The sequence below is a fragment of the Cryobacterium sp. M25 genome (assembly GCF_002929635.1).
In the GTDB taxonomy this organism is placed as follows: Bacteria; Actinomycetota; Actinomycetes; order Actinomycetales; family Microbacteriaceae; genus Cryobacterium; species Cryobacterium sandaracinum.
In genome coordinates this window covers 1-12,934 of the sequence record NZ_PJJU01000053.1, presented here as the reverse complement: position 1 = coordinate 12,934, position 12,934 = coordinate 1, and the positions used below count along the sequence as shown (strand labels likewise).

Here is a 12,934-nt window from a genome sequence, read left to right as displayed (position 1 = left end):
CGAAACGCCGGCTGGGCGGCCTGATCTCGCGGCGTGTCGTGAAAATCTCCGAGTTTGGGCACCGACGACGGATGTCCGGAGTGCGCCGAGCTGCGTGGCACGTTCCCGGGTGATTCGGGCGCCGCCCGCGGGGCTCGGCGAGCTCGACCTCCGATCAGGCGGCCGAGGCCTCCTTGGGGTCGGTGGCGGCGTCATCCGTGCCGAAGTGGTTGCTGCCCGCGGTCACGCCGGCGAGCCGCAGCCAGGTGTCGACCACGGTGTCGGGGTTCAGCGACACGGAGTCGATGCCCTCGGCGACGAGCCACTCGGCAAAGTCCGGGTGGTCGCTGGGGCCTTGACCGCAGATGCCCACATACTTGCCGCGGGCCTTGCAGGCCGCGATCGCCATGCTGAGCAGCTTCTTCACGGCCGGGTCGCGCTCGTCGAAGCCGCCGGCGACGATCGCCGAGTCGCGGTCGAGGCCGAGCGCCAGCTGCGTCATGTCGTTGGAGCCGATGGAGAACCCGTCGAAGTAGTCCAGGAACTCGTCGGCGAGCAGCGCATTGGCCGGCAGCTCGCACATCATGACGATCTCGAGGCCGTTCTCCCCACGGCGCAGCCCGTTCTCGGCAAGCAGTTCAATAACGCCCGCGGCCTCGTCCAGGGTGCGCACGAAGGGGATCATCAGCTTGACGTTGGTCAGCCCCATCTCGTTTCGCACGAATGAGAGCGCCTCGCATTCGAGGTCGAAGCAGTCCCGGAACGAGGGCTCGAGGTAGCGGGACGCCCCGCGGAACCCGAGCATCGGGTTCTCTTCGTGCGGCTCGTAGGCCGGTCCGCCGATGAGGTTGGCGTACTCGTTGGACTTGAAATCGCTCATCCGCACGATTACGGTCTCCGGCGCGAAGGCGGCCGCGATCGTGGACACGCCCTCGGCCAGGCGCTTGATGTAGTAGTCGCGCGGGTTGCCGTAGGCGGCGATGCGGGTGTTGATCTCGCGGGCCACGTCGGCGGGCTGGTCGGCCAGGTTGAGCAAGGCCTTGGGGTGGATGCCGATCTGACGGTTGATGATGAATTCGAGCCGGGCGAGACCCACGCCGTGGTTGGGCAGCTGGGCGAACGTGAACGCCTGCTCCGGGGTGCCGACATTCATCATGACCTTCACCGGGGCCGGCGGCAGGGTGGTGAGCGCGGTCTCCTCGATGCCGAAGTCGAGCAGCCCTTCGTAGATCAGGCCCGCCTCACCCTCGGCGCAGGACACCGTGACTGCGAGGCCGTCGGAGAGGATGTCGGTGGCGGTCCCGGTGCCGACAACCGCGGGAATGCCGAGTTCGCGGGCGATGATCGCGGCATGGCAGGTGCGGCCGCCGCGGTTGGTCACGATGGCGCTGGCGCGCTTCATGATCGGTTCCCAGTCGGGGTCGGTCATGTCCGCGACGAGCACGTCGCCGGTGGCAAAGCTCGCCATCTGGTCGATGGACGAGAGGATGCGCACGCTTCCGGCGCCGATCCGCTGGCCGATGGCGCGGCCCTCGACCAGGACCTTACCGGTCTCGTTCATCTTGAACCGGCTCTGGGACACCGCGGTCGCTCGCGACTGCACCGTCTCCGGGCGGGCCTGCAGGATGTAGATGCCGCCGTCGATGCCGTCTTTGCCCCACTCGATGTCCATCGGGCGTCCGTAGTGCGCCTCGATCGAGAGGGCGTGGCGGGCCAGCTCCTCCACGTCGGCATCGGTGATGCTGAACAGGTTGCGCAGGTCGACGTCCACGGGAACGAAGTCGATCGTGCGGCCGATTTCACGGTTCTTCGTGAAGGTCATCTGCAGCGCCTTCTCGCCGAGGGTGCGCTTGAGGATGGCGGGACGGCCGGCCTCGAGTGCCGGCTTGTAGACGTAGAACTCGTCGGGGTTGACGGCGCCCTGCACGACGGCCTCGCCCAGACCGTAGGAGGAGGTGATGAAGACCGCGTCGCGGAAGCCGGATTCGGTGTCCATCGTGAACATGACCCCGGAGGAGCCGATGTCCGAGCGCACCATGCGCTGGATCCCGGCCGACAGCGCCACCTCGGCGTGCTCGAAATTGTGGTGCACCCGGTAGGCGATCGCCCGGTCGTTGTAGAGGGAGGCGAAGACATCTTTGATGGCCGGCAGGATGTTCTCGATTCCGCGCACATTCAGGAACGTCTCCTGCTGACCGGCGAAGGACGCATCCGGAAGGTCCTCGGCGGTGGCGCTGGAACGCACCGCCCAGGAAATGTCGTCGGAGCCGCCGTGCTTCAGGACCAGGGCCGCGTAGGCGGCCCGGATCTGGGACTCGAACTCGGGCAGGAAGGGCGTGTCACGCATCAGGCCGCGGATTTCCTTGCCGGCCGATGCCAGCGCGGTGACGTCGTCGATGTCGAGGCCCCGCAGGCGCTCGATGATCCGCTGGTCCAAACCGGAATCGGACAGGAACCGGCGGTAGGAGTCCGCGGTGGTGGCGAATCCGTCGGGCACCTTGACGCCGGCCGACGTCAGATTCTGCACCATTTCGCCCAGGGAAGCGTTCTTGCCGCCCACCCGGTCCAGGTCCGTGAGTCCGATTTCGGAAAACCAGAGGATGTCTGTCGTCATGTGTTCTGCTCCCTTGCAGTGTGCGACCAGAGGTGAGGCCACGAGGTGAGGAGGCTCACCTCATGGATAAGCGCCCTGTTCCCATAGTGACAGGTCTATCCGGCCTGAGCGCAATTTGTTTACTTGATTGACATGTTCACTTGTCTGCGTTTTGAATGTGAGTCAGCGTTTGAGGTTCATTTGCTGCAGAATCATGGCCGACATCTCCTCCACGGACATGCTCGCCGAGTTGAGGAACGGGATTCCGTGGGAGGCATAGAGTCGCTCCGCACTGCGCAGCTCGAACCCGCACTGCCGCAGAGACGCGTAGGGCGAACCTTCCCGGCGCTGGGTGCGCACCTGGCTCAGGCGCAGGGGATTGGTGGTGAGCCCGAAGCACTTGTCCACGAACGGTCGCAGTGGCTTGGGGAGACCCTCCCGCTCGAAGTCCTCGTCGACGAGGGGAAAGTTCGCCGCGAAGATGCCGTGCTGCAGCGCCAGGTACATCGTGGTGGGGGTCTTGCCGCAGCGCGACGGGGCCACCAGGATCAGCTGCGCCTTCTCGAGCGCTCGCAGGCTCTGGCCGTCATCGTGCTCCATCGCGTATTCGACGGCCGTCATGCGGGACTGATAGCGGGCGGCGTTGCCGAGGCCGTGGGCGCGCCCTGGTTCGTTGCTGGCCTGCGTCGCCAGGGTCTCCTCGAGCTCGCCGAGATAGGTTCCGAGCAGGTCGATCAGGGTGGCCGTGCAGGTGCCGAGGGTGCGGCGGATGTCGCTGGTCACGGCCGTGGAGAATACGATCGGCTTCTGGCCGCGCTCCACCAGAGCGTCGATCAGGTCGACCACGGCCTGGGCCTGGTCCACATTCAGGATGAACGGGATCGTCGTGCGGTCGAACTCCACGGTGGGGAACTGGGACAGGAGGGTGCTCCCGAGCGTTTCCGCCGTGATTCCGGTGCTATCCGAGAGAAAGAAAACCGGGCATGGATCGTCAGTGGCCATACCTCATTGTGTACCTCCCGGCAGGCTCGGCGCGGATCGGTGCGCGCGTACTGAGCGCCGCAGTCGATTCCGCGAGTTGCCGTCGTCGCATCGTGCGCAGCAGACTTGAGTCTGGGGTTGCGACTGATTCGTCCGCCCGGTAGCTAAGGAACCCACCATGACTGAACCGAATGATGCACGCGTCGGCCTCTACATCGACTTCGACAACATCGTCGTCTCTCGCTATCAGCAACTACACGGACGAAATGCCTTCCAGCGCGATGGCATCCGTAATTTCGACAGATCGAGCGCGGATGCCGAGCCCGAGGTTGCCGCGAAGCTGAACGCCGCGACGGTCGACTTCAACGCGATCATTGATTTCGCCGCGTCGTTCGGCACGCTGGTTGTCAATCGCGCGTACGCCGACTGGTCCGTGCCCGTGAATGCGAGCTACCAACGCCAGCTCATGTCCCGAGCGGTTGACCTCACCCAGCTATTCACCACGACAACGCGGGGAACGAAGAACGGGGCGGACATCCGTCTTGCCGTCGACGTGGTCGAAGACCTCTTCCGGCTGCCCGACCTCACCCACGTCATCATCGTCGCCGGTGACTCGGATTACATCGCCCTCGCCCAGAAGTCGAAACGTCTCGGTCGCTTCGTGGTGGGCATTGGAGTGGCCGGGTCGACCAGCACCTCCCTCGCGGCTGCGTGCGACGAATTCGAAGACTATGACTCTCTCCCCGGCATAGCGAAGGTCGCCGCCGCCGCGCCCGCCCCCGTGGCGCTCGTGCAGAAGCCCCCGTCGGGCAGGAAGGCCGCAGAACCCGCGACCGTGCCACCCAAGACGGTGCCCGTCAAAGCCCGCACCCTGACGACGATCCCGATGTTCTCGCACACCATCAGTTCGCAATTCGACGAGCCGGAGCCGGAACCGGCCGAGGACATCGACCCTCAGACAATCGCGTCGGAGCTCCTCGTGCGTGCCCTGCAGATCGGGCACGCAAAGGGCGACGACGACGAGTGGCTGAACACCGGCACGGTAAAGAACCAGATGCGCCGGATGGATCCCTCGTTCAACGAAAAACCGCTCGGCTTCCGTTCCTTCACCGACTTCCTCTCCTCGCGCAGCGAGGTGGCCGAGCTGCAGGAAGATGGCCCGCATCGGCTCATCCGTCTGCGCCCGGAGGCCAACGCCGGACGCTGAGTCGGTCCGTGCGGTCCGGCGCCGAGCAGGAGCAACGCGTGGTGTGTCAGAACCAGGTTCCGTCGAACACAGACAGCGGTGTGATCTGAGCCCGTGAGCGTTTCGACCGAGACGAAGGCTGCTTTCAAGACGACCGAATTCATCGCCTGAATGCTGATTCTCGTCGCGCGTTCATCGCTTCCGCCATGGTCGATAACGGGGACGACGGGCAGGGTTTCGGGGCCAGCTCCGCCTGTCTGTCCGCCACGCTCCTCACCATCGGTTACATGATTAGCCGCGGCCTGGCCAAATCGGGAAGCCGTGAGAACTACGACCGTGACGAGCGCGACAACCGCCGCTAACTGACTCGGTGCACGGACCGGATCTGCCCTTGACGCGGCGTCCGTACAGGAGGCCCCCTACGCTTCGCGCAAGGGGCCTTCTGCTCCGTGCAGGGCGCTGGAGCGTCCCGAACAACACCCGCCGTGGCTTCGGGGCCAGGGATATCGCCGATGTCGGCGACGGTGAAGAAGAGGAGGCACGTCGTTTTCCCGTTCCGCAGCTGCCGGATGTGGGCATCAAGGGAACTGTGGAAAAAAACGGGGACGCAGAGGCAACAGCGAAGGACTTCGATGCCATGATGGGCGACATCGACGTGGGACTCGGACAATAATCATGGGCGAATTTGGCTACGGAAATCCCTCTGTCATTGTCGAGTTCGATGATCGGGGTCTCGCAGCTCAAGATCGTCATCCTCGCCAAGGTGCGTCGAGGGGAGAGCTTCTCTTTCTCCTGGGAGTACACGGCGGCGGCTGGCAGCGGCCACAGCTCCATCTGGATCCACCCCACCATCCCGTTGCAGTTCAACTTTCAAGGCAGCAAAGAACCTCTCCTGAACCGGGCATGGGTGGAGGAACTCGTCCGCATCTCGAACACACCCGCCGGTCTGCGCGTCACCCCAGAGCCGCCCCAACCGGGGGAAGTGCGACTCTGATTCTCAGAGCGGTCGCGAGAGCCGATCGGCCGTGATTTGTTCAAGGGAGTTCGCTGACCGCCACGAAAAAGCCCCGGCTTCACCGCGCCTGGGGGGAGGCGAGGAATCTGCCGGGGCCGATTCGTTTGGAGTGGGGGAACTCCATTGACCACGGTACGGCGGATGGGCTGAATTTCGGCTGGACGAGCCCCCATGTCGGAACAAAACCGGCCGGTCGCCGCGGAACCGGGCATCGACCGCGTGTTCGCCGACGCAGGCCGACGGGGGCATCGCCGTCGGAGCCGGGACGGGGGTCGCGATCGCCTCCGATGGGTCATCCTCGCCAGCGACGACCCGCGCCCGGAAAACAGCGCTCTTTCGGTGGTCTCCCGGCGGGCATAAAATCTCGGCATGTCTGCTGACCCGGATGACTATCGTCAGGCCCTGGAGCGAGCGAAAGCCCATGCCCTGGACTGGCTCTCCTCCCTGCCCACCCGGCCCGTGGGGCCACGCGTCGACGCCGACACCCTCGCCGCGGGCTTCGCAGCGCCGCTGCCGCTGCAGCCGACGGACCCGGCGGAGGTGATCGACGAGCTGGCCCGGCTGGCCGAACCGGGGCTGATGGCGATGACGTCCGGCCGCTTTTTCGGCTGGGTGATCGGCGGCACGTTGCCGGCAGCCCTGGCAGCCGACTGGCTGGTCAGCGCGTGGGACCAGAACGCCGGCATGCGCTTCGCGACCCCGGCCACGGCCGCCGCCGAGGAGGCCGCCGGCGGCTGGATCCTCGATCTGCTGGGTCTGCCGGACGGCGCCGATGTGGGCTTCACCACCGGGGCCACCATGGCGAACTTCGTGGGTTTGGCGGCCGGACGCGATCATGTGCTCGGCGGCGCCGGCTGGGACGTCGCGATCGCCGGTCTGGCCGGGGCGCCCCGCGTCGCCGTCTACGTGGGCGATGAGCGCCACGCGGTGATTGACCTGGCCCTGCGCTACCTGGGACTCGGCGCCCCCATTGTCGTCCCGGCCGACGACCAGGGCCGCATGCTCCCCGAGGCCCTGGCGGCCGCGCTCAACCAGGGCACTGGCCCCGCGATCGTCTGCCTTCAGGCCGGCAATGTGCACTCCGGCGCCTTCGACCCGGTCGGTGAACTCACCGACCTCGCCCACCAGCATGGTGCCTGGGTGCACGTCGACGGCGCCTTCGGCCTCTGGGCCGCAGTGAGCCCGCGCTACCGCGAGCAGCTGGCAGGCCTCGACACCGCCGATTCCTGGGCCACCGACGCGCACAAGACACTCCAAGTGCCCTACGACTGTGGCATGGCCATCGTGGCCAGGCCCGCCGAGCTGCGGTCCACCTTCGGGGTGCACACGAGCTACCTGTTCGCCGACGAGACCGGTCCGGGTGACCCCTACGAAAAGGTGCCCGAGCTGTCGCGCCGGGCGCGCGGCGTTCCGGTCTGGGCGGCTCTGCGCTCCCTGGGCCGATCGGGCACCGTGATGCTGGTGGAGCGGCTTGCCGATCACGCCCGGGCCATCGCCGACGGACTGGGTCGCATCACCGGCGCCGAGGTGCTCAACGACGTGGTCTTCACCCAGGTCTGCGTCAGCTTCGGCGACGACGAGCACACCCGACGGGTGACGGAAGAACTACTCAAGGAGGGAACCGCCTGGATGTCGGGTTCGCGTTGGCAGGACCGGGATGTGCTGCGGGTCTCCGTGAGCAACTGGTCGACGGATGCGGACGACGTCGCCGCATCCGTGGCTGCCGTCGAACGGGCCTGCGCGGTGGTCGCGCGCAACCGTCCGACGGAATATGTGAAGGCGTGAATACGGCCGTGGTCCGGGCTGATTCCAGGGCTGGCCCGGGCCCGGTCCGGGCGGCGATTCGTGCTCCGATCGGCGGCCGCCACCGACGGCCCGCGAGAGGCCGCTGGAGACGACGGTCGTAGGATCGAAGTAACAAGGATTGCCACAGGTTGCCGGTTGCCCCGGATTCACCGGCAACTGGAGGTATGTCGAATGCTCGCTCAACCACGGGTCGTCATCGTCGGCGGCGGAATCAGCGGATTGGCGACAGCACACTACCTGCACCGCCGGCTTGGCGACGGGGTGCGTCTCACTCTGGTTGAGGGTGGGGCGCGGTTGGGAGGCAAGATCTCCACTGAACAATTCGGCGGGCACCTCGTTGACGTCGGACCTGACGCGCTGATGGTGCGGGCACCCGTGGTGGCAGCCCTCATCGAGGACCTCGGGGTCAGCGACCTCGTCGTGGCCCCCGCGGGGTCCGGCGCACGCATCTGGTCGCGCGGTAAGCTGCGACGGCTCCCAGCCGGCACCCTCTTCGGCATCCCCGATCGGCTGCTGCCCCTGATGAAATCCCGACTGCTGTCGCCGCTCGGCCTGGCCCGTGCGGCCCTGGACCTCGTGAAGGCGGCCCCGGCGGGATTGCCAGACGACCCCACAATCGCCGAAATCGTTCGCCCGAGGATGGGCGGGCAGGTGTTCGACCGCCTCGTCGATCCGCTGCTCGGCGGTGTGCATGCCGGCAGGGCCGACGAGCTCAGTGCTCGGAGCACCGCGCCTGACATCGACGCTCTCGCCCGCGGCAATCGCAGCCTCTACCTCGGACTGCGGCGCCGACGCCGGAATGCCCCACCCAAGCCCGCCGGAGCAGGAGGCGCGGTCCTCGTCACCCTCCGTGGGGGACTCGCCCGGTTGATCGACGCACTGGCCGTCCACGTCGTGGGCGACGATGTGCGCCTCGGTACGGCGGTCGTCTCCGTGTCGCGCGGCACCGCCGGCTATGAGGTGAAACTGAGCGATGGCACGGTGCTCGAGGCCGACGCGGTGGTGCTCGCCACTCCCGCGTTCGCTGCGGCGGACATGGTGCGCAAGGAAGCCCCCGACCTGGCCGCCGCGCTGGCGGGTATTCCCTACGTCGATGTTGCCACGATCTGCCTGGCCTATCCGCGCTCCGCCGTCGCCCACAACCTCGTCGGCACGGGCTTCCTGGTGCCGCCGGAGGAAGGCAAACTCATTGTCGGCTGCACCTGGTCCAGCGCCAAGTGGCCGCACCTCGCCGATGACACAACCATGATCATCCGCTGCATGGTGGGCAGGCGCCGCGACCAGCGCTGGATGGACCTCGATGAGGACACCCTGGTCAGCCAGGTGCACGCCGAACTCGTCGAGGCCATGGGTCTGACCGGGCGACCGACCGAGCAGCACATCGAGCGCTGGCTGCAGGCGATGCCGCAGTACATCGTCGGCCATCAGGGCCGGCTCGCCGCCGCGGAGGTGGCTCTGGGTCGGCTGCCGGGGCTCTACCTGACCGGTTCCGCCTACCGGGGGGTCGGGCTGGCCAGCTGCGTGGCCGATGCCGAGCGCACCGCCGACAAGCTCGCGCAGCTTCTGACCGATGCGCGTCCCGCGAGCGAGGTGCCCGCATGAGCGGGCTCAGCATCCCCCTCGGCGAGACCGCTGTGTTGCCGACCCTGCCGACCGCCCGCCGTGGAAAGGGCCCGGACTACGCGCAGCGCCCGATGCTGGTGTTCTGGGAAACCACCCGCGCCTGCCCGCTTGCCTGCAAACACTGCCGGGCCAGCGCCACGATGCAAGCCCTACCGGGCGAGCTGACCACGTCAGCGGGCAAAGAGCTGATCGACCAGGTGGCCGGATTCGGCCGGCCGTACCCGATCCTGGTGCTCACCGGCGGCGACTGCCTGATGCGCCCTGACCTGTTCGAACTCGTCGACTACGCCACCGGCCTTGGACTGCCGACGGCGCTGTCCCCGTCGGTCACGCCGACTCTTACTCCGCAGATGATCGAACGGATCGTGGCGAGCGGGGTCAAGGCGGTGTCGATCAGCCTTGACGGCGCAGTCGCCGCGACCCATGAGGGCGTGCGCGGGATCCCGGGCCACTTCGACGACACCGTGGCGGCGATCCGGGCTCTCGCCGCGGCGGGGTTGACCGTCCAGGTCAACACGACCGTCATGCGCGCCAATGTCGACGAGCTCGCGGATGTCGCGGCCCTGATCAAGAACGCCGGCGCCGCTATCTGGGAGGTCTTCTTCCTCGTCCAGGTCGGCCGCGGCGTCTCGACCGAGGCTGTCAGTTCAGCGGAGCACGAAGACATCTGCCACTTCCTCTTCGACGCCTCCCAGCACGGCTTCATCGTGCGCACGGTCGAGGCACCCTTTTTCCGGCGAATCGTCGCCCGCCGACGCGCCGGTGACCCTGCACCGACGAGCGCACCGTACAACTCCCTGTTCGCGAGGCTGGAAGCCCTGATGGGGCCGCCCGCGGGCCTGCCGCGGGCGCAGACCGCGTCGACCCGCGACGGCAAGGGCATCGTCTTCGTGGCCTACGACGGCGAGGTCTACCCGGCCGGGTTCCTGCCACTCGGCCTCGGGAACGTGTGCACGACCCCGCTGGCCGAGATCTACCGGGACAACCCGCTACTCAAACAGATCCGGGCCACGGAGTTCACCGGCCGCTGCGGCAGCTGTGAGTACGCGGACCTGTGCGGGGGCTCCCGAGCCCGCGCGTTCGCGTCGAGCGGCGATCCGCTGGGGGAAGACCCGGCCTGCCCGTTCCAGCCCGGCGCGGCCGGCGCCCACGTCGGTGCCTGAGTCCCAGCCAGTGGATGGCCTCGTGCCCGCGCCTGCCGCGGAGCCAGCCGGGTACGACGCCGTGGTCCTCCTCGGCTTCGGAGGCCCCGAGGGCCAGGACGACGTCATCCCGTTCCTCCGGAACGTCACCCGGGGCCGCGGAATTCCGGACGCACGCCTCGAAACCGTGGCCGCCCACTACCGCGCCTCGGGTGGTGTGAGCCCGGTCAATGCCCAAAACCGGGCGCTCCGTGACGCGCTCCAGACCGAACTGGCCGCCCGAGGCACCTTCGTACCGGTGTACTGGGGGAACCGCAATTGGGCTCCGTACCTGCGAGACGCCGTGACTGCGGCCGTCGACGCCGGCCACACCCGATTGCTCGCGCTCACGACGAGCGCGTACAGCTCCTACTCGAGCTGCCGGCAGTACCGGGAAGACCTGGCCGAGGCGCGGTGCGCCACCGGGCTCGGCGACGCCGTGCGCATCGACGCGGTTCGCCCCTACTTCGACCATCCCGGCTTCGTCGCCCCGTTCGTGCTCGGCGTCCGCTCCGCCCTCGCCGACTTCGCGCGGCAGGGCCTGGCCCCGGACGACGTTCACGTGCTCTTCACAACCCACTCCATCCCGATGGCGGATGCCGAGCAGAGCGGCCCACGCGAGCGATCCTTCGGTGCCGGCGGGGCCTACGATGCGCAGCACCGGGCCGTCGCGGAGGTGGTGATGGCCGCCGTTTCAGCGGCGGCGGACGACGACACAGTGGCCGACGCCACCCCGGCCTGGTCTCTGGCATTCCAGTCGCGGTCGGGTCCGCCCGAAATGCCTTGGCTCGAACCTGACGTCAACGACGTCATCGTCGTGCTCGCCGCGGCCGGCACGCGGGCCGTCGTCGTGGTGCCGATCGGATTCATCTCCGACCACATGGAGGTCTCCTGGGACCTCGACACGGAGGCGGCGGCCACTGCCGCCGCGCACGACCTGGGGTTTACCCGGGTGTCGACCCCCGGCCTGCACCGGGAGTTCGTGGCGGGGCTCGTCGACCTGGTGCTTGAGCGACTGACGCCGGCAACAACCCCGGAACGCTGCGCGCTCACCGCGCTCGGACCATGGACGGATGCGTGCCCGGTGGGATGCTGCGAAAAGGGGCCGGCCCGGAGGCCGGGGACGGAACCCTCATCCCCAGCAGGAAATCCCGCGGCCCAGGGAGGTCCTTCATCGGGGGAAGCGCACCGCTGACGCCCGCGCAACTGGCCGAACGGATGGCCATCCGCGGGTGACCCCGGCCTCCCACCGATTGGGTACGCTCGGCGATAGGGCTCAAGAAGGCTAACGAAGGACCAACCGTGACCCACCCGTATCCGTTGTATGTGGCCATCCGGGCGCAGTGCTTCTGCTGCCAGTCGCTGCAGCCGTTCACGTTCACCTCGGCGACCGACCAGGTGGTCTGCGCATCCTGCCTGCACCACCTGGGGGCGGAAAAGGCCACCCGCCGGGACGCGGAGCACATCAAGCTGTGGGTCGGGCAATACGCCGACCAGCAGGAGAACCACCGGCAGTTCGCCGAGAAGTCGGCGGGGGCGGATGCCGAGCAGCAGGCGGTGATCGACGGGCTCACAGCCCAGGTGGTGGAGCTGCGCGGCGTCGTGGCCGGCGAGTCCGACCGAACGAAGAGCGCCGGGGTGCGCGCGCTCCTCGAGAGTGACCTGGTGCGGCGCGCCGAGCGGAAGACCGAGCTCGCGCACCGTCAGCTCGACTGGGCTATGGCCGTGCTCTGGCGGATCGGGCAGCTGCACCACGCCGTGGAGGGCATGCCGCTGGCCTGCGTCTGCGGGCGCGCCGCCGCGGCTTGCGCGGAAGGTCGGGCGATCGATCCGCAGCGGCAGGCCGTGCTCGACTGGGAGCGGAAGAACCTCGTGCTGCTGCGCGCCGGCTCCCGGCACGCCCTGCCCGACGACCACCCCGAGGTGCGGGCCGCGAAACGACAGCCGTGAGAGGTGCGGGCCGCCAACCCCTCAAACGTGTCGGTGCACCGGCGAGCGGACGGCGGGGGCCTACGCTGGAAAAATGGAACCCCTCAACACCCTGCACATTGTCTCCGGCGTCTTCATCGTCGGGCCCATGGCCATCCTCCCCATGACCGCCATGCGCTCCATGCGTGCCGGGGAAGCCGGCCAGGTGGCCTCACTGGCGAAGTCCACCAATCTCTTCACTCTGCTGTCGCTGCTGGTGGTCTTCCTCGGTTTCGGCGCGGTGGGCTTCAGGGACAACGCCTCCCTTGCGTCGACCTGGATCTGGCTGTCGATCGTGCTCTACGCGGTGGCCCTCGTACTCAGCCTGTTCCTGGTGGTTCCGGCCATGAAGTCGGTCTCGGAGCTCCTCGCCGAGCAGTCCGCCAGCGGTACCCGGGTCGCCGGCGCCAAGGTCGCCGGTTACTCGCGCGTGGCCATGGGCTCGGGCATCGTCTCGCTGCTCCTGGTGGTCGTGGTCGTGCTGATGGTGGTCAAGCCGGTCTAGCCGTTTACAGTCTCGCCGGGCTAGTTGTTGTTCCCACTGACGTTGTGAGCACGGTTGATGGGTGATTTGCCGCCGATGCCGGTATGGGGTCTGTGGT

The 12,934-nt window shown here is 67.8% G+C and carries 11 protein-coding genes; 9 read left to right on the top strand and 2 right to left on the bottom strand.

Translation table 11 applies throughout. The annotated features are described in order from the left end of the window. Positions 1-154 precede the first annotated feature (154 nt). Positions 155-2,593 (bottom strand): phosphoenolpyruvate synthase, encoded by a 2,439-nt coding sequence (gene ppsA, locus CXY81_RS09425; RefSeq protein WP_104194701.1) that lies wholly within the window; start codon positions 2,591-2,593, stop codon positions 155-157. A 162-nt stretch (positions 2,594-2,755) separates the two neighbouring features. After that, a complete protein-coding gene (locus CXY81_RS09420) occupies positions 2,756-3,574 on the bottom strand; it encodes a pyruvate, water dikinase regulatory protein (RefSeq protein WP_104194700.1) in 819 nt (272 codons plus the stop codon). A gap of 157 nt (positions 3,575-3,731) precedes the next feature. Between CXY81_RS09420 and CXY81_RS09415 the strand changes: the two genes are divergently transcribed. The 9 genes from CXY81_RS09415 to CXY81_RS09380 all read left to right on the top strand — a co-directional run bounded on the left by CXY81_RS09415 (position 3,732) and on the right by CXY81_RS09380 (position 12,837). Further along, on the top strand, positions 3,732-4,760 hold the full coding sequence (locus CXY81_RS09415) for an NYN domain-containing protein (protein WP_104194699.1): 1,029 nt from the start codon (positions 3,732-3,734) through the stop codon (positions 4,758-4,760). Positions 4,761-4,945: 185 nt separating this feature from the next. Continuing rightward, entirely contained in the window at positions 4,946-5,101 is a 156-nt protein-coding gene (locus CXY81_RS16415) for a hypothetical protein (protein ID WP_158252042.1), read from the top strand. A 359-nt stretch (positions 5,102-5,460) separates the two neighbouring features. Continuing rightward, positions 5,461-5,733 carry an ATP-dependent DNA ligase gene (locus CXY81_RS09410; protein ID WP_233194108.1) on the top strand — a complete coding sequence of 91 codons (273 nt, stop codon included), beginning with the start codon at positions 5,461-5,463 and terminating at the stop codon, positions 5,731-5,733. Between the two features lie 390 nt (positions 5,734-6,123). Next, a complete protein-coding gene (locus CXY81_RS09405) occupies positions 6,124-7,539 on the top strand; it encodes an aminotransferase class V-fold PLP-dependent enzyme (protein ID WP_104194698.1) in 1,416 nt (471 codons plus the stop codon). Between the two features lie 192 nt (positions 7,540-7,731). Next, positions 7,732-9,162, top strand: coding sequence for a protoporphyrinogen oxidase (gene hemG / locus CXY81_RS09400; protein ID WP_104100599.1), 1,431 nt, complete (start codon positions 7,732-7,734; stop codon positions 9,160-9,162). Continuing rightward, positions 9,159-10,346 carry a TIGR04053 family radical SAM/SPASM domain-containing protein gene (locus CXY81_RS09395; protein ID WP_104194697.1) on the top strand — a complete coding sequence of 396 codons (1,188 nt, stop codon included), beginning with the start codon at positions 9,159-9,161 and terminating at the stop codon, positions 10,344-10,346. Before hemG ends, CXY81_RS09395 begins: the two co-directional genes overlap by 4 nt. Then, the gene (locus CXY81_RS09390; protein WP_104194761.1) at positions 10,279-11,559 is read left to right on the top strand and encodes a ferrochelatase; all 1,281 of its coding nucleotides are present in this window, start codon (positions 10,279-10,281) and stop codon (positions 11,557-11,559) included. Before CXY81_RS09395 ends, CXY81_RS09390 begins: the two co-directional genes overlap by 68 nt. A 107-nt stretch (positions 11,560-11,666) precedes the next feature. Beyond that, positions 11,667-12,314, top strand: a complete 648-nt coding sequence (locus CXY81_RS09385; protein ID WP_146067668.1) for a hypothetical protein — start codon at positions 11,667-11,669, stop codon at positions 12,312-12,314. Between the two features lie 73 nt (positions 12,315-12,387). Beyond that, positions 12,388-12,837, top strand: a complete 450-nt coding sequence (locus CXY81_RS09380) for a DUF2269 family protein (protein ID WP_104194695.1) — start codon at positions 12,388-12,390, stop codon at positions 12,835-12,837. Positions 12,838-12,934 lie beyond the last annotated feature (97 nt).